Annotated in this window: 10 protein-coding genes and 2 pseudogenes; all 12 read left to right on the top strand. The window is 47.1% G+C overall.

All coding sequences use genetic code 11. From position 1 onward, the window contains the following. The first annotated feature begins 36 nt into the window (after positions 1–36). Positions 37–1,104: a restriction endonuclease-related protein gene (locus J2Z20_RS00840; RefSeq protein WP_209844422.1), complete on the top strand. Its 1,068-nt coding sequence runs from the start codon at positions 37–39 to the stop codon at positions 1,102–1,104. Then, positions 1,101–4,190 carry a pPIWI_RE_Z domain-containing protein gene (locus J2Z20_RS00845; protein ID WP_209844424.1) on the top strand — a complete coding sequence of 1,030 codons (3,090 nt, stop codon included), beginning with the start codon at positions 1,101–1,103 and terminating at the stop codon, positions 4,188–4,190. The genes J2Z20_RS00840 and J2Z20_RS00845 overlap by 4 nt, the downstream gene beginning before the upstream one ends. Continuing rightward, a complete protein-coding gene (locus tag J2Z20_RS00850; protein WP_209844426.1) occupies positions 4,174–6,639 on the top strand; it encodes a pPIWI_RE module domain-containing protein in 2,466 nt (821 codons plus the stop codon). Before J2Z20_RS00845 ends, J2Z20_RS00850 begins: the two co-directional genes overlap by 17 nt. A 14-nt stretch (positions 6,640–6,653) precedes the next feature. Continuing rightward, positions 6,654–7,610, top strand: a pseudogene (locus J2Z20_RS00855) (3'-5' exoribonuclease YhaM family protein). 92 nt (positions 7,611–7,702) lie between these two features. Further along, positions 7,703–8,824, top strand: a complete 1,122-nt coding sequence (locus J2Z20_RS00860; RefSeq protein ID WP_209844428.1) for a Fic family protein — start codon at positions 7,703–7,705, stop codon at positions 8,822–8,824. A 127-nt stretch (positions 8,825–8,951) separates the two neighbouring features. Continuing rightward, on the top strand, positions 8,952–9,320 hold the full coding sequence (locus J2Z20_RS00865; protein ID WP_209844430.1) for an HIRAN domain-containing protein: 369 nt from the start codon (positions 8,952–8,954) through the stop codon (positions 9,318–9,320). Between the two features lie 70 nt (positions 9,321–9,390). Then, positions 9,391–10,344, top strand: coding sequence for a helix-turn-helix transcriptional regulator (locus tag J2Z20_RS00870; protein ID WP_209844432.1), 954 nt, complete (start codon positions 9,391–9,393; stop codon positions 10,342–10,344). A gap of 41 nt (positions 10,345–10,385) precedes the next feature. Then, positions 10,386–13,349 (top strand): PD-(D/E)XK nuclease family protein, encoded by a 2,964-nt coding sequence (locus J2Z20_RS18190; RefSeq protein ID WP_209844434.1) that lies wholly within the window; start codon positions 10,386–10,388, stop codon positions 13,347–13,349. Continuing rightward, positions 13,342–16,656 (top strand): UvrD-helicase domain-containing protein, encoded by a 3,315-nt coding sequence (locus J2Z20_RS00880; protein WP_209844437.1) that lies wholly within the window; start codon positions 13,342–13,344, stop codon positions 16,654–16,656. Before J2Z20_RS18190 ends, J2Z20_RS00880 begins: the two co-directional genes overlap by 8 nt. Positions 16,657–16,702: 46 nt before the next feature. Beyond that, positions 16,703–17,358 (top strand): annotated as a pseudogene (locus J2Z20_RS18295) (DUF6946 family protein). Positions 17,359–17,481: 123 nt separating this feature from the next. After that, entirely contained in the window at positions 17,482–17,733 is a 252-nt protein-coding gene (locus tag J2Z20_RS00890) for a helix-turn-helix domain-containing protein (RefSeq protein ID WP_209844441.1), read from the top strand. Next, positions 17,730–18,332 carry a DUF1819 family protein gene (locus tag J2Z20_RS00895; protein WP_209844444.1) on the top strand — a complete coding sequence of 201 codons (603 nt, stop codon included), beginning with the start codon at positions 17,730–17,732 and terminating at the stop codon, positions 18,330–18,332. The genes J2Z20_RS00890 and J2Z20_RS00895 overlap by 4 nt, the downstream gene beginning before the upstream one ends. Positions 18,333–18,334: the final 2 nt, after the last annotated feature.

The following is an 18,334-nucleotide window of genomic DNA, read 5'->3' on the forward strand; positions in this document are numbered from 1 at the left end:
CTAGGTGATTCTTAATCCATTACCGGTGGTGTTGAAATGCAAATTGATAAGAATGATGTGAGGGATTGTTTGTTAAACTTAATCGCAGGTTTGTCACAGTGGGGAGAAGACTTCAGCGAGCCGCCGGCTCTATTGCGTCAAGGACATATGCAGTTTGTTCGACTCCTGATGTTGGAGGAAAAAAAAGCTCCAATTGATTTGCATTCACTTATTCAATTGTTGCAAAAACCGGCAGAAGAATGGGGAATTGTAGTAGCCGGTATCTATCCGGAGGAAGCGCCGCTCTTGATTCCGGATCTGGGCTTGTCACCAGACGCACGTGAATTTAAAATCGTGTACGATTCGCCTGAAGAAGCTCAGACACAAGAAATAGTAGAGATATTGCGCTACTGCCGAGGGACAATGCCGATGCTAGAGGAGAAGTACCGAAAACTTCGAGAGTTCCTTATTACCAATCCGGTTGTATCTGCGTACCGTTTAATGGAGTTTGGGCTGGAGCTTAAGGATACAGAACTGATGAAAAAGCTTAGTCGCTGTTATGAAGAAATTTCGGACGATGTAGAACGATATCGCAAATGTCCACGATGCGGATGGACGCTGGAATTTCGTAACGATCACTGGCAATGCGGGGCAGAAGATCTTTGTGGGAAACTGGCCAGTCGCGGAGAGCTTAAGAAATGGGAAATCCATGAGCCCATGCATCGATTGCGTTATGGAATTTATCGGTACACGATGTTGCCAGGGTTGGCTGAACTTACAGCTAAAGATTGGCTAACGAAGAAAGGTTACAAAGTTGAACTCTTTCCGCAAGTAGACCGGTTTGATTTAGCCGTCGAATTGGATACGCATATCGTCTATCTGGATATGAAGGATTTTAAGCACCCCCTACACCTGGCTAACTTCTTCAATAAAATGCAACCCCACCAACTAGAGAAATATCGAGACCCACATGTATATATTGTCATTCCGCAATACCGAACGAAAATATACCCCGGTTACTCGAAGCTTGTTAAACAAGCACTTATGGCTCATGCGAGTCATCTGAAAGTCATAAATGAGCGGGATGTGCAGAAGCATCTGGCTGGGGAGGCAACGGAGAGATGAGAGTATCGTATTGGACCTATTTTGAACAGTTCCTTCCGCGTCTCTTGCCATCTGGATTGCCGCGGCAAAACATTGAAACCATTTATACTGTGGAATTGTTCGTTACAGGATGTTTGATGGTTGATTCTTCTATGGATATCAGCGAAGGTTATACGATTTTATCAGGTTACGACTCACCTATTCTTCCCAAGCCTGCTCGGAAGGAGATTGCACACCGTTTAAGAGTTTTATATAGTGCTTTGCGCTCAAGGATGACATGGGACAACTTATTCGAACGATATGAAGAAGTTTCGGTTGAATATAGATTATATGAAAACGACGGTAGTCATTGGAGACTCCGGACTCCTGCCTTGTTCGCCGATCGCAGGAAATGGTACGAGCAATTATTAGAACAAGCTGTTGCCCATCTGTCTAAAGACATACACTTTGCTACATCAGGCAAGTTCCACTATTACAAATATAATCAGGAACAAGAGTCCATTCGTTATGGCGGAGAAATTCCACCGCCGTTGGTTAATACGTCAACATTTCCGAGATATAGACCGAAGGGGAGATTTACACTTCATCTTGGAGACGAGCATACTTATCAGACAGAGGGGATGCGAGAAGCTTCGGCAGCCTTGGAATGGAAGGAACGGGCCGGAATTGGACTTAAACTAAAATCATTGACTAACCCCAGTATCCGACAGTTTGAGTATAAGGGCTTACAGCATATCGTAGGGGGACTGGGGTCGGGAAAATCCACATTTATGGTGTTGGAAACGGATCGATTAGTCCGAGCAGGAGCTCGTGTCGGATTCATTGAGAGCAGTGTCCCTCAAGTATTAAATCGAGTTAAGGAACTTCGTTTATTGGGAATTAACGCTGTTCCTGTAATTGGAAGAACGGGTCGCCGTAAACATCAGAAAGATTATATATCCGCCCGTCGCCATCAGATTCGGGATGTAACGGATTGGGGGCAGGATTCTTATCTGGAACTCCGACATGTATCCGATTTTTGCATAATCCATGCCCTTGCCAATGACCATGAAAATACGACAGATTATCCATGTCGTCAGTTAATACAGCAGGAGAAAAAGTGCGTATGCCCCTATGCAGCCAGTTGCGGAATCTATCGCGATTTCGCAGCCCTGGTCCAGGCGGAAGTATGGGTTACAACCTCAGCAAGCATATTGAAAACAAAACTACCTGTTATGCTGGACCCTTATGAGAGAACAGTCTATGAAGCGATGTATGACTTGTTAGACATCATTTTCGTTGATGAAGCCGATGCGGTTCAGAAGCAATTCGACGATTCCTTCGTCTCCGAGATTGCATTGTTTGGTAACTCTCAGCATCTCTTTGAGAAGACCCTGTTAGAATCATTTCGAAAAACGATAGGTTATTATGGTAAGTATGCACATGACGAGGTTGTACAAGACTGGATGGATGTTCTGAATCGCCTTGAAAGCACCATCCGCCGCGGTGTATATCGTACATTGAATTTATCGCCTGAATTCGCTCAGTTTTTGTACCGGAAGCTATTACGGCTCTCTACCGAAGCTTATCGCATCAGTGGCGCTTTCGCCAAGGACGAACAGAATCGGGAGAGAATTGAACAGGAATTACGCAACTATGCGGATCATCCGCTGGACCACCCTATCTATGCAGATGTAACGAAAATGCTGCAAGCTCGAACGAAGAAGGAGCGGGAACAAGCTCTAACTACCATTCTCCATAAGTTGGGCGGTGAGACAAACCCTGTTGGAAGATTGAAATTCCCGGTTCATTCGTTGGAATTATATTTATGTCTGGCACTTATCGATCATGATATACAAGTGTTCATGGATCTTTATCCGCTAGTTCAAGCCAAATTAGGAAAATTATCTGAATTCGAGGGACTCTACACGATTCAACGTGAGTTTTCAGCAATTATGAAAGATGCGATGACAGGACGTATGACGGGGTATCTGTATGAAGTAAAACCTGGGAATGACACAGGTACATTCAAAGCCGTTCAGTATTCAGGTGTCGGTCGACTTCTCCTTGAAGACTGGCAATCGATCTACGCTGGAATAGATGGATATGAAGGTCCTGCGGTTGTTCTGCTTTCAGGTACAAGTCTGGCTCCAGGATCAGCCCATTATCATATTGCATCGTTGCCTGGATGGCTGTTGGAATCCAATCTGGGTGTTCCAGTCATTCACCAGGAATATTATCCGATCTATGAGCACGGGAAGGAAACCCCTATCCAAATATCCGGTGAGATTGAGGATAGGAGAGAACGAAATCTACGTGCGCTAACCGCCAAGTTAATGTCCAAGATTGAACAAGAATTGCTGGAGTGGCGTTACTCGGGTGCAAATCGTAAAGTGCTGTTGATTGTCAACTCTTATGAAGACGTTGCTGATGTCGGAGCCGTATTTGCATCACATTCTTCTTGGAAAAATAGATACCGCCAGTTAACGAGGGACCCGGATCCTTTTCATGAAGCCGAGTTTTCAAGAGCAGAATTAGAGCGGTTTGCTAACGAAAACGCTGATGTGCTGATCGCCCCGTTACTTGCGATAAGTCGCGGTTATAACATTCTGGATGATACGAAAGGTTCATTATTCGGATCTGTGTTTTTTATGATACGGCCATATCCGATACCGCAGGACATGACCTATCTCATCCAACTTTTGCATGCCAAACTGCCTGACTTCATTGAACGTGCCGATTTTGAAGGCAAGCTTTATAGGCAGGCACTGGACCTCATTCGCAGCGAAAGTAATAGCTTGCTCCACCGGATGTACCGCAAACCAGACTATTGGTCCGTATTAAATCCTGCGGAGAGAAAGACCATAGCCTGGTATACGTTTATTCCAGTCTGGCAAACGATTGGAAGGCTTCTTCGCAAAGGCACACCGGCGAGAGTGTTCTACTGTGATGGTAAATTTCTAGCTCAGCCTATGCGCACGGATGTTGGGGAATCGATGTTGGATTACTGGCTGAAGATCATGGTGGATCATGAATCAAATCCAGCATTTCGCAGTTTATATGGACCATTTATAGACAGTATGAAAGTCATGATGGAAAGGAATGAGGCCCATGAGTCGGACTGGTAAATTGCTGCAGCTGTATGCTTTCGAGAGCGACCAAAATGCTTGGAATAATAAGCAGATCTATCTACTGGATATACCAACGGTTTGGAGAGAATTTATTCGTCAATTCTATAATGGCGTTAAGCTGCCCTTTGCGATTAAGCCATTAGGTAAAAAACTGCAAAGTATATTTCCACAGATCGTCTCGGTCAATAACCAATTTTATCTGGATGAAAACCGTCCGTGGCTCATTGCAACGCAGCCAGTCCCGGTTGGAATGACCCTATTACTGGCTAAGGGATGGATGAACCAAATAGCAACGAGGCAAGGCGTAGCTGCACCGGATGATTTGGATACGAGTACAATGGACTGGCGAAGCGAGGCGGTAGATTCCATTTTGCATCGTGATTCAAGGTTAAAATATGAATTGCTTCCTGCTCTAGTTGCACATCAATTTTGCTTGAGTCCGAAACAACTACTGCTTGATAACCGGGATGAGCCTGTTGAGCTTATGTTCTCGCAGGTATATGCCACGCAAAAGGCAGAGTGCATGTCTGAGCCCATAACCACTAGATCTGGTACTTTTTCTTATGTCGTCCGATTTCGGTTACAGTATAGGGCCGGTGATCCGGAACGACTATTATTGATGGTTTCGGCTGGAATAAGACGGTTTATTACGAAACCACAGGAGACCAAATATCTGAAAGGCGGCATTAATAGCACGTTATTGGTTTCCATGGACAATCCTCTGATCAAAGATCAGGGAATGGGATTACGTTCGTACGCGAGTTTATCTTTTCGCAGAGAAGGTGGAACTGTGCCTTATACACGTTGGTCTGAAGGGCTCGACGAATTGTTTTGTGATGTCTTATGGGGCAATCCGTTATCGACTGAGGATATCTTAACAAATCCAGTCAAGTATCACTCAGATCGTTCCCCTAAGATATGGGTCGTTCATAATAACAGAGTCTTTAACCCCCTATATGTTGAAGCGGGAATCAGCATTCAGGAGAAAATGAGATTTTACGAGATGGTACGGGAGAATGTATCCGACTGGAGATCGCTTACGCCGTTGCCACTTGTGCCGAAGCCTAAGCTAGAAGGGACAAGGAGGCGAGTGAGAGAACCGATCCCACCCGTATACTGCGGTCATGATAAAGATTTTGTGCTTGAAGTGTGGGGACCGGACTCTCTTTATCAATGTGTCGTCGAAGCATTGAAGGCTAAAAAATATAAAGGAAAGTTGCTGGCTGAACATGTTGACGGAGAAGTTTTTAGGTTGAACTCTTCCTCTCGAAACCGCATCATTGTGGTCAAGTGTGACAGGAAGGACTATGTAGATGGCTTGGATCGCGGAGCACTTAAGGACCTGGCGGATGAACATCGAACCAACAAAATCCTCCGAAGCATCGAACATGTTAAAGGGAATCAAGCCATAACTTGCTCATTGATTGAAATATTGCCTAAAGACGACTGGAAGAAGCTTGGCGAAGGAATAGATCCCAAGCAAGCCGTACGCAAAGGGTTTCAATTAACGGGGAGGATCACTCAATTCGTCTATCCCGAAAACGGGGCAAAGAAGTCTAAACGTAAGAAAGATAAACCGGAGTCAAGCTATATTCACAAAGTCTTCAACTGTATTTTGGATTTATTGGGGGATGCGGGAGTTATCGATTACAAGGCACATATGGATGTAAATGAACAACGCCCAATCATAGCCTATGATCTGGTTTCAGGTGATAAAGGAACTTATGCGATTCTTACGAAATTGGAAGACGGTGTATTAATGGTAAAAAGCCGGGGCAGTGAGGAATGGTTGAGTTTATCAGAAGCTGTGTTGAAAACAGATCAATTTGATCCGCTTCCCAAAGCCCCGGATGCGCTAAAGAAAGAGGTCGCTCGCTGGTTCGGTGAGCAGTTAAGAATGGAACGAATGAGTGGCAAGGAGCCGATCGTATTAGTTGAAGCGGAGCTTCGATATAAAGGGTTGGACGGCATTCAAAACAACAAAATTGGCCGTGGTAAGAATCCTGACTTACCTGGATGGATACAGAACGATCATGGGATGACCGTTATTCGTGTTAATTCCAATGATGACGTTCCAGCCTATGGTTTTCGCCCCATGTCATTCTCTATAGGTGTCTATTCTGATAACGAGTCAGGACTGTATTACGGTGTAGGAACCAAACCCAAGACCCAGAGGAACATTGCCAAATCTATGACCAAGTACGATAACCCTGAAACGGCATTTCAGCAACCCCGAGTTGTGGAATATATGCCATTAGGTCCGATGGATAGGCAAGACCGAGAGCGCTTAGCTTGGATGGTGCATCGCTTACGTGAAGTGTGCATCACCTTTGAATCGACTACGGCACAACCTTATCCCTTGAAAATGACGGGTACGTTAAAGAAATACTTACAATTCAAGGAATATGAGATCACTGAGGCAGAGGCAGAGTTTTTGGAGTTGTAGATGGGGTGAAAAGAATGACTTTGATAAAAGAACTGACCACGAACGATGAATTCGTCGGCTTCTATTTGCTGAAAGAGCTGGAGCTGAAGCAGACCAATACATCCCCGGCAAAGGATTACTTCGATTTGGTGCTGTGTGATGCCAGCGGCCAGCTCCCTGCATAGTATTGGGATGTGAAGGAAACAGAAAAAGACAGCTTTTCTCCGATGACGCTAGTCAAGGTTCAGGGAATCGTTCAATTGTATCGGGAAAAGCCGCAGGTTAAGATCACCCGGATTCGCAATGTAAGCAATGAAGACGGTGTGTCTCTAACCGATTTTATTCGGGCGGCTCCAATTGGATCTGCGGAATTATTAGAGGTCATATACAGAGTAATCGAGAGTATTTCGGACCCGGTCATTCGTGATATTGTAAGCTTTTGCGTCGATAAGGTGAGTGAGAAACTGGCTCATTATCCGGCAGCCAAAATGCACCATCATGCATACTTTGCAGGCTTGGCCTATCATATCGTTCGTATGCTGGAGATCGGCGAGTTCCTTTGCAAGCAGAGGGCATTTCTAAAAGAGGATATGATCAAAGCAGGGATTATCCTGCATGATATCGCGAAGCCCGAGGAGATGATCGCCCAGCTTGGGGTCGTGACAGACTATAGCGTACAAGGTAAGCTGATCGGTCATATCGCAATGGCAGCCGGTTGGATCACAGAGGTTGCATTGCGGCTGGAACTTCCACTCGATTCGCAACAAGTGATCGGATTGCAGCACCTTATTCTCTCGCACCATAACCTTGGGGAATGGGGAAGTCCGGTGCAGCCGCAAACAGCCGAAGCTGTAGCGTTACATCATATCGATGCACTTGATGCCAAGCTTCAGATGGCAGAGGACGCGCTGAATGCGACTTCGGATAAAGAATTGTGGACACAGCCGGTCCGAGGGCTGGAGAATAAAGCGTTGTACCGGATGTCATTGTAGAAATTAAAATATACGAAGAAAATGCAATGAAACAAAAATACTTTGCGGCAAAATAGCGGCAATGGTATAATGTTATTGAGGAAGGTGATGTTATGTTTACACCCAAATATTCAATAACGGACACCATAGCCCGCAGACTAATGGATATACAACGCGCCAGTGTTGTGGTGGATTTGCTTCCACTGCCCGCATCTATTCTGGATTTGCTTAAGAAAGAATCGATGGAAAAGACGGTCATTCTTTCAACGAAAATTGAAGGAAACACGCTTGACGAGGCGACGAAGCGAAAAGTCTTGTACCAAACCAGCAATGACAATGAAGAGCAGGAAGTTTATAACTTAATGAAAGCTTTGGAATACCTGGATGAAGCCGAAAAAAGACAGCTCCCGGTCACAGAAGAGTTTATAAAGAAGCTGCATGCCATAATCAAAATATCGCACGGCCGAAGACCACGCGTTAGTGAATATCGTGAAGAGCAAAACCGAGTAGGGAGCCGCAATGCTTCCGGATTCTATCTGCCGCCGGAATGGAAAGACGTTCCTGTATTAATGGAGGATTTGGTTGCATGGATTAACTCTCCGGAAACGTATTCGATTCCGGTTCCCATCAAAGCAGGGATTTTCATGTGGCAGTTTCTGACGATTCATCCGTACATGGACGGGAATGGCCGAACGGCTCGGATGATCACGACATATCTTCTACGCCGAGGCGGATATGGGTTGAAAGGATTATTTGTTCTCGAGAATTTCTACGACCGCAATTTAGCTGAATATTATCGCCGACTCCAGTTAGGACTCCACCACAATTATTATTTTGGGCGTAATGAGGCCGATTTGACGCCATGGCTGGAATTTTTTATCGATGGTCTGGCGGAGGTATTTCAAGAGGCTGCTGCCATCGTGACGGAGAAATCTGCCCAAATGACGAAAATCGAACCGGATCTGATTCGAAAGCTAGATCCGCAGCAGAGAATGGTATTCGCCCAATTAACCTTTAAACAAGACACCCTGACGACGAGCGAAATGAGGGACCTACTGCGTTTGTCGGATCGTTCGATAAGGGAAAAGGTAAGTCACTGGAGAGAAGAAGGATTTATTGAACCGCGCGATCAAGACGCCAAAAGAGTTCGTTCGATTAAATTATCCGCGGAATACGAGAAGCTGGCTCAAGAAATTCGAACTGCGCCGGATAAATTCGCCCATTTTCTAAAGTGAATGAAGCACTGCGATCTCAACCTGAGATGCCGCAGTGCTTTTTTTGATAGTAGAACGTACATTCGCTGACAATCTATGGTCGCTGCGAATTGTCATAATGGAGGAAAGACATACGGGAGTGAGTACAGTGGAGCAACCGTACTATATCGCCATCACAGGCACACAACACTATTATGGGGCAGCATTTCTAAAACCGGGTCAGATCGTTCACTTGATCAAAGACCCGGATAATCCGCATGACCATGAAGCGATTAAAGTGGATTTGATCCCATTAGGCAAAATTGGCTATGTCGCCAACAGCGCAAATACCGTCCCGAAAGGTTGCCGCAGTGCCGGCCGAATTTATGATACGTTTGAACATCATATATGCGGCATTGTGCGATTTATCGTGAAAGATACAGCTATCGTTGAACTAGCGCCGGGTATAGAGGAAGTGTACTTCATCAAATCTACAGAGGACGTTTCGTTTTCTCCTTGTCTAGGCAGGAAGTACTAGGCAAAACGTAGAATGCCATTTATCATAAGGATTTACATTACATATGCCACGATAGGAGACACGACACGACATGACGGATAAAGTGATACGGCTATTTAAAATGCTTCTCGCCATTCAAGCCAATCCGGGTATTTCGGCCAAGGAGCTGGCGGATAAATGCGAGACAACGGATCGTACGATTTACAGGGACTTGCGGATCTTGGATTTGATCGCGCCGATTACGAACGAGGGATACGGGAAGGGGTACCGTTTTGTCGGGAATTTCGCCATGTACCCGCTTAATTTCACGGAGCAGGAAGCGTTGGTGTTTTCTGTCCTTCCCTCCGTGTTGGACACTAGCAAATTACCCCCAGGCTTTGAATCCGCCTATGACAAGGTGATGGCCACACATGTGAAAGAAACCCGGAAACGGTACGATACATTGGAAAATGTCGCGGATATGATCCAAATGGGTACTCCGGCTTATCGGGAGAATAGTACCAACTTCTTGCTGCCCATCATGGAAGCGATCATAGCGAATAAGACGATTCGTGCTGTGTATCATACGCAGTACAGAAATGAAGTAACGGAGCGCGAAATTGATCCGTACTACTTGGTGCCGCGGGATCAACGGTTTTACTTGATCGGTTATTGTCATGCCAAGCAGGACATTCGCACGTTTCGTATAAGTCGTTTCCGCCATGTGGAGCTGACAGGAAGTCATTTCGATAAGGGTGATTTTAGCATCGCTCAGTACATGAAGCACACCTGGTCCATTGAACGCGGAGATTCCTTGATCACCTTTAAGATCCGTTTTTCTCCGGATGTCGCCCGCTATGTAAAGGAAGAAGAATTGTTCGTGAGACCGAAGATGACCGACCTGCCGGACGGAGGTTTACTTTTCGAGGTCACCGTCAACAGCGAACGGGAGTTTATGAATTGGGTGGTTCAATACGGTCCTTCAGCGGAGATATTAGAGCCTTCTTCTGTCCGGGAAAAGTTCAAGGAACAACTAAAGCGTTGGGGACAGTTGTATGGGAAATAAGGTGCCAATGTTGAGCAAATGACGAAAGGAAGGTGTCCCTTGTGAAAATAGAAGGCACGTTTCTAGGGCGTTTGTATGATGCGATCCTTAAAGAGCCATTTCGCCGCAAGATTGTCATCGCTCCTACCTATATCGAAGGGCAATCTTGGCTGACGCGAATATGCCGGGAAATAGGGCCGGTTATGAACGTGGAGGTACATACGGCCCAGTCCTTCGTGAAAAGTCACGTGTATTTCTCCCTGTATAAACAAGGGATGACCTTAATCGGGGAGCAGCGTTCATTCTGGATCGTTCATCATGTTATGGAACAAATGGCTTCCGAGCCGGATTCCTACATCTCTATGGATCAATTAAAGCCTGGTATTGCCATGCATGTTTATCAAGCCATTATGGACTTACGTCGTGCCAGTGTTAAAGAGGAGGAGCTTCGGGAGGATCACTTTTTGAGCAAAAGAAAAGGGAGCTATGTCCGAAAAGTACTGTCGGCCTATGAACGCTTCCTGAAGCAGCGGAACTGGACTGATTTCCCTGGCCTCATGTCTTTAGTTACAACCGAATTGTCGGAAAACGTGGAGCTTATCATGCCAGACCCCATGTTTATCCCACCGGTTTCCATTCAGATGCTTGAGCGATTGTCGAATGGCCGGATTACGAAAATTCAAGCGGATCCTTCATTCTTTGACGTACATAGAGTCCTGCCCCTACGTGACGTGCAGCTGTATCATGCCACCGGAAAACTTGCAGAAGTTCGTGAAGCGTTGAGACGGATCGTCACGGACCGGATTCCGCTCGATGTAGTGGAGATGATCGTACCGGATGAAGAATATGCGTTGGTTATTTCGACCATGTGTGCTTCTTTCGGTATTCCCTGTTCCTTTGCAGACGGGCTGCCTGTGATTACATCCGGAATGGGAAAAGCCGCACATTTTCTGCTGAACTGGTTGGAGTCCGGTTATCAGGTGCGGCAGCTCGTATTGATGCTGCAGCAGCAATTGATCACGTTCTCCGATCGTGACCAAGGAATAACGAATGCGGATTGTATTCGAGCCCTGGAGAAAAGCGGAATCGGCTGGGGGAAAGAACGGTATATCAAGTTGCTGGGGTCGGGGCATGTTCGGTTCCAAGGGGATGCAGATGAAAGACCCGAAGAACGGGAGCGGACGGAACAACAACAGCGGGATGACGACATCAAGAAGCATCTGACAAACCTCCTAGGAGAATTGTTTCCAGACGAAGCGGCGCTCTCATCTCCTAAGGGAATCTGGGGATGGCTCGTTAACATCTTGGATCGATTTGGTGTATGCGGAACGGAAGAGGATGCGATCGTCCTGCAAGAAATGAAAGGTATCGCAATGGAGCTGCAGGAATGCCCCATTCCGGTGTCGATGCCCCTTCAGCAAGTACTCCTGTATGCCCGAGACATGCTGCAGGAACTTCGAGTCGGGGTGCAACGGTTACCCAAGCCCGGATTCCTGTACATATCGAGTTTGGCGAACGGGGGGATCAGCGGGAGAAAACATACGTTTCTTCTCGGGATGGATGAACAGTCGTGGTCCGGGAATATCAGGCAAAATCCCATGCTTCTCGATGAAGAGTGCAGACGGATCGGTGCCGGGCTTCAAACAGCCGTGCAGAGACAAAGAGATCGGCAACGCCTTCGTGATGGTCGGCTTGGGATGATAAGCGGCAATATCACATTTAGCTTCTCGTCGTATGACTTGGCAGAAGGAGCGACAGCAAGCCCGGCTTTTCAACTTCTACAGGTATTCCGAAAAGTATCCGGAGAAACGAATGCGGACTATGAGATGTTGCACCGAAGCTTAGGCGAACCTGTCGGGTATTTGGATGTAGAGCAGCCATCCTCTACTGAGCTAAATGGACTGCCATTGGACGCCTTTCATTACGTCTTCCGACAAATTCATGCGAATGTAAACCTTATGAGGGACCGGCAATCCTTCATCGAATCGGTCTATCCCTCGCTTCGTCAAGGCAGACTTGCACTCGAGGCACGCGGCAGCTCGCAAGTGACGGAGCATGACGGATATATAGCGGGGGATGAATGGGCTGATTATTGGAAAGGCCGGGACGAACGGACGCTTAGCGCAAGTCAATTGGAGAAGTACGCGGAATGTCCGATGCGATACTTTTTCCAATATGTGTTGGGGATTCGCGTGAAAGATCAGGTGACTTTTGACCGTACCTCCTGGCTGAAGCCGAATGAAAGAGGCTCGCTGCTGCACGAGGTTTATCGTCGTTATATGACGGAAGTCAGCGCAAGTAAAGTCATGCCTATTACACACGATTATGCCCGTTTGCTTCGTATTGCGGAGGAGACGATTCTCTTGTATGCCGAGCGGATTCCGGCACCGAGCCCTCATGTGTTTGAGAGGGACCGGCAAGCGATGCTCCGGGATGTGGACGTGTTCTATCGCATGGAATTGCAGGCTAAGACGGCTCCCCGGTTTTTCGAACAAGAGCTCATCGTGGATGGCCAGCCGTTGCACCTTGAGCTTGGCGAGGACATGGCTATTACGCTGCGCGGGATCGTCGACCGGATCGATCAAGTTGCGCCGCATCAATATCGAATTATCGACTATAAGACCGGCAGCCCCCGCTCGTACAAGGAAAATGGTGTGTTCGCCGGCGGCACGCAGCTGCAACATGCGCTTTACGCAATGGGGACGGAGCTTTGGATTCGGCAAACGGGTGTGGATTCTGATGCAAAAGTGCTTGAAGCGTCTTACGTCTTTCCAAGCGAACGGGGGCACGGGCAAGTGATTGCACGTTCGCAAACCGAACGGAATCGAGTCACCGCGGTGATCCGAGGAATCCTTTCGTCGATGGAACAGGGATTGTTTATTCCCGCTTCAAATCCTGCGGTCTGCCGATATTGCGACTATGCGGCTGTATGCGGAGAGCACGCAGAAATGATGGCCCATAAGCGAAAGGATGAAGCAAATTCGGAGCTACTGCACACGCTGCTGGAGGTGGAGAACATTGAATGAACCATCCGATCAACAAGCTAGAAAGAGGATATTGGAGGAGCTGAACACGACCTTTCTGGTAGAAGCCGGTGCAGGCTCGGGAAAGACAACCAGCTTGGTCGGCCGATTGCTGGCGCTCATCGAGACAGGAACGGCTAAGATGGAGCATATTGCGGCGATCACCTTTACGAATAAAGCGGCGGATGAGATGAAGGAACGTTTCCGTATTGCTTTGGAGCGGAAAGCGGCTGATGTTGAAGGCGAAACTAGAGAACGAATGGAAGAAGCTTTGGCCAATCTGGACCAAATCTTCATTGGAACGATCCATGCGTTCTGTTCCTCCATGCTTCGCGAGCGACCGATTGAGGCCGGATTGGACCCTTCTTTCGAAGAAATGGATGATGAAATGAATCGCGCGTTCCACGATCAATGCTGGGATGAATATCTGATTCAGCTGCAGGAGGAAGATAGTGAAGCACTTGCCTCCTTTGCCGAGGTGGGAATCGACGTCAGCATCCTGAAGAATGTCTATAATCGGGTATCCCTTTTTACAGATCTCCAAATCCCTTGCGAACCGGTTCATCGTCCTGATTTCAACCTCATCCGGCTCTCCCTGCTTCCTATGATCGAAGAAGCCAGCAGGTTTTTGCCGACAGCTGAACCGGAAAAAGGGTGGGATAATCTTCAGGCAAAACTGCGTACTGCTAATCGTATGCTGCGGTTGTCGGATGAGCAGGACGATATGTTGATGCTAACACTTGCGAAGATGTTTGACTTCAAACTGGATGTGAAGCAGTACAAATGGACGGATAAGAAGCAAGCCAAAGCCATATCCGAACGATTTCACGATTGGCAGATTACGGTTCTGTTCCCCTTTCTTCAATCGTGGCGGGAATATCTGTATCCGAAGGTCATTCAATTTGTCTTGCCTGCATTGGAGTATTGCAGAGAACGGCGATTGCAGGAAGGGAAGCTGAACTTTCAGGATCTTCTGATGAATGCCTGCCGTCTTCTGCGTGATTACCCGGAAGTTCGCGCGTTTTTCGCCGGGCGCTACCAACGGCTTATGGTCGACGAATTTCAGGACACCGACCCGGTCCAAGCGGAAATGATGTTTCTCTTAACGGGGGCCGGCGATGATCCGAATGAACGGAATTGGCGGAAGCTTACTCCAAAGCCGGGTTCCTTGTTCCTCGTGGGAGACCCGAAACAGTCCATCTATCGTTTCCGCCGCGCGGATATTTCCATTTATAACGAGGTGAAATCGCGGATTCAAGCATGTGGAGATGTGCTTCACTTGACCAGCAATTTCCGATCCGTCGATGCGATCGGCGATTTTGTGAACGGGCAATTTGTCGGCAAGCTTCCCGTCCGGGAAACCGATGTTCAAGCGGCGTATGTCCGGATGGAAACGAATATACCGAATCCAAAGGGGAATAAGCGCGCGGATCACGGGGTTTATGCACTCACTTACCCGAAAATTTCCGGAGGCAAGGAGGAAGTAGCGGCGGTTGACGCACAGCGTATTGCCGCATACATCGCGTGGGCTTGCCGCGACGGAAATTTGCAGGTTCAGGAGCGCAACGGTTCATCTTGGGTGCTCAGAGAGGCGCAGCCCAGCGATTTTCTTATATTGACAAGAACGAGGCATTATTTGCATCTCTACGCAGAAGAATTGGAGAAGCGGGGCGTTGCTGCGGAAACTGTCGGAAGCTCCGCTCTATACCCCGAGCTTCATACGCTGGGACAATTGGCCCTCTACCTGGCCGATCCGTCCGATCAAGTGGCGATGCTGAGCGTATTGCGCGGACCTCTATTCGGCATTAGCGACAAGGAGCTGATGGAGTATCGTGCTCAAGGGAATGCATGGTCCATCTATCGGCTGCCAGAGGAGTCAAAAGAACAGGAAAGTCGAGTTGTTGCTGTATGCCGGAAATTGCGGGAATATGCCAGCTGGGTGAAAGAATTGCCTGCATGGACAGCTTTGTACCGTATTATGGAGGATACCGGTCTCTTGCTTTATTCCACGGTGCTAGAAGCAGGGGCAAATCGGTCGGGAACACTGCTTAAGATGTTGGAGCTATTGCAGCGTGACGCCTTGCTCGCATCGGATTGGCATGAACTAGCGAATGCAATTTCGGCCATACGGCAGAGCCAAGGTATGGAAACCGCCAGTCTCTATGCAGGCACAGGGCAAGCGGTACGGATCATGAACGTGCATAAGGCGAAAGGGCTTGAAGCGCCTATCGTGTTTCTCGCTTGTCCTTGCGGGGAGAAGGATCATGACGCCGACCAGTTTGTTGATCGTTCGGAGGCTGAGGCCGCGGGCTATTTCCTGATCCAGCAATCGAAAGGGTTTCAGAAAGATACGATTGCTCAGCCGGTCGGCTGGGAAGCGATGAGAGTGCGGGAGCGAGCATTCATGCATGCGGAGCGGGATCGGCTTCTTTACGTCGCGGCGACGCGGGCCAAGCAAATGCTAGTCGTCAGTCTCTATCCCGAGCAGCCGGCTAAGTGCCCGTGGAGTTCGCTTATGGATGGGATGGAACTCATCAGGGAGTTGGATGCTCCTGAATCTTTAGAACAAGATATCTTATTTTGGACAACTTTATCTGGTTTATCCGGATCCGAAGCAACATCCATTGATCTGGGTGCGTACTTGGATCTGAGAGATCAGGTATTTCAGCAGCTTCGCCGACCGACTTATGCTGAAGGAACTGTTACCGGGCTGACGAAGAGCATGAGCGACACGCCGGAATGGTCAGCCACTGGGAGGGGCCAATCTTTCGGCAGCGTGATCCATAAGGGGCTTGAAGCAGTTGGAAAAGGTCTTCCGATGAGCGAATTGCCTGTATACGTTCAATACCTCTGCCAGACCGAAGGAGTATCAGAGAAGGACGCGACTGATGCCCTGCCTATTATTCATGAAGTTCTAGACAGTGAACTCTGGCAGCGTAGTCTGAGAGCGAAGCAGCGATTGTTTGAAATCCCGATTATGATGGTTCAGGGCAATGGGGAGACAATGTCTTATCACGCAACCGAGCAAACGATGTCGGAAACAGCTGCCGCGGCATTGACGCATCAGTCCAATAACGGCGGCAATCTCTTGGTGAAGGGTGTAATAGATTTCGCTTTCGAAGAGGAAGATGGCTGGGTGATCGTCGACTTCAAAACGGATCAATTGGATGAGAGCAAATTGGAGCAGTTTGTTCGGTTTTATGCGCCGCAAGTGCAGGCTTATGCTAAGGCCTGGTCTGAGACGTTCGGTTATCGGGTGAATGAAGCTGGATTGTATTTTGTTAGTTTGCGGAGGTTTGTATCGCTGTAGTTTTTCTGGCAGGAGGAAAGGCAATATGAAACATTTTTGTATCCAAATGAATGACTTAAATGTGTGGAGAAGCTTTCTCGCCGATCCGGAGAAGCAGTGGAAGAAAGGGTATTCTGCCTACGAACTAGCCCATTCGTGGACTGCATGCGAGGGATTACCGTCTTCGATACGAGGCGTGTTCTCGAATACCGAATTTGAAAATATGAAAATTCTTTATGTATTTCCGGAACACGAAGTGTATTTGGATAATCAAAAGGCACCGTCTCAGAACGATCTTTTTGTGCTAGGCAAGGCAGATCGAGATTTGGTTGTTATCATGGTGGAAGGAAAAGTGGAAGAGCCTTTCGGAGAACTGGTGAAGGACTGGCTGGAGCAAGCGAGCGACGGCAAGAGAAAGAGGCTCGCTTTTCTTAGAGAAACCTGCAGCTTGAGGATTCCGTAAATTTGGATTCCATTCGATATCAGCTGCTTCATCGTACCGCTTCGGCCTTGTTGGAAGCTATGAATCTGAATGCCAAGAAGGCAATCATGCTGGTTCACTCTTTTAGTCCGGCCTCCGCATGGCTAGAGGATTATCTAAATTTCGTCCGTCTATTCGGGTTGCAAGGCCAAACTAACCAACTCACCCCTTCTGTCCGTATTCATGAGGTTGAGCTATCCTTTGCATGGGTAAGCGAGAAAGCAAACAATTCACCATTGTAAGCAACCATTGCTTAAGATTGATAAAAAATCGCAATTTCTTATACATAACTATTAAGAACCTATAACATGTGGTATTCTGTAACTTGTAGGCTCTTAAAGTATGTATAAAAGGGTGTATAAATTATGGATGTATGTTACAACAAGCTTTTCAAGTTGTTGATTGATAAAGGAATGAAGAGAACAGAATTACGGAGAATGTCCGGAATCAGTCCCAATACCTTGACGAAACTCTCGAACAATGAATTTGTTTCTATGGAGGTTCTTGTTAAGATTTGCCGTTCATTGGCTTGCGATATCGGGGATATCGTGGAGGTTGTGAATAAACCGGAGAATGAAGCTGTCGCACATGTTGCACTGAATGGTGACAAAGGATGAGAAAACAAGAATACAGTGCAGGAATGGTGAAGCTTTCGTTCTGGTTTTCTGAGTTTCGTAAGGTGATAAACCTGATCAATCAGGGGAAAACGTTGAAAGAGATTAAAGTGCTAAATTTAGAAGAAAATCTATTCGCGGCTCCCACACAAGATAGGGCAATACAAATATTTAATACAGTGTCCAATCGGGCAAAAAGTTTAGATCAGTCATTTTATTCGCTTTTTGAACAAAGTGATATAGCAACGCAGAAAATCATCAACCTCATTGCAATAATGAAGACAGACAGCTTATTCTTCGATTTCGTTTATGAGGTTTACCGGGAAAAGCTGATTGTTGGAAGCGATGAACTGGCTGACAGTGACATCAGAATTTTCTTCAATAACAAGCAACTGCAAAGTGAGAAAGTTGCAAAATGGACCGATTACACCCTTAAGAGATTGGGCACCTGTTACAAAACAATGTTGATGGAAGCGGGTTTAACGGATCGTTCATCTGGAAACAGAAATATCCTGAAACCAATCTTAGATTTGAAGCTGGAACAATGTCTGAAGGATAATGGCATGGAATTGATACTTCATGCCTTGATAGGGGTGAGATGAAA

It is taken from the genome of Paenibacillus sediminis, from assembly GCF_017873765.1.
Classification (GTDB): Bacteria; Bacillota; Bacilli; order Paenibacillales; family Paenibacillaceae; genus Paenibacillus_AG; species Paenibacillus_AG sediminis.

Excerpts from the sequence above, each read along its gene's own strand:
- J2Z20_RS00840 (WP_209844422.1), top strand. The coding sequence starts at position 37 with ATGCAAATTGATAAGAATGATGTGAGGGATTGTTTGTTAAACTTAATC.
- J2Z20_RS00845 (WP_209844424.1), top strand. The coding sequence starts at position 1,101 with ATGAGAGTATCGTATTGGACCTATTTTGAACAGTTCCTTCCGCGTCTC.
- J2Z20_RS00850 (WP_209844426.1), top strand. The coding sequence starts at position 4,174 with ATGAGTCGGACTGGTAAATTGCTGCAGCTGTATGCTTTCGAGAGCGAC.
- J2Z20_RS00860 (WP_209844428.1), top strand. The coding sequence starts at position 7,703 with ATGTTTACACCCAAATATTCAATAACGGACACCATAGCCCGCAGACTA.
- J2Z20_RS00870 (WP_209844432.1), top strand. The coding sequence starts at position 9,391 with ATGACGGATAAAGTGATACGGCTATTTAAAATGCTTCTCGCCATTCAA.
- J2Z20_RS00890 (WP_209844441.1), top strand. The coding sequence starts at position 17,482 with ATGGATGTATGTTACAACAAGCTTTTCAAGTTGTTGATTGATAAAGGA.
- J2Z20_RS00895 (WP_209844444.1), top strand. The coding sequence starts at position 17,730 with ATGAGAAAACAAGAATACAGTGCAGGAATGGTGAAGCTTTCGTTCTGG.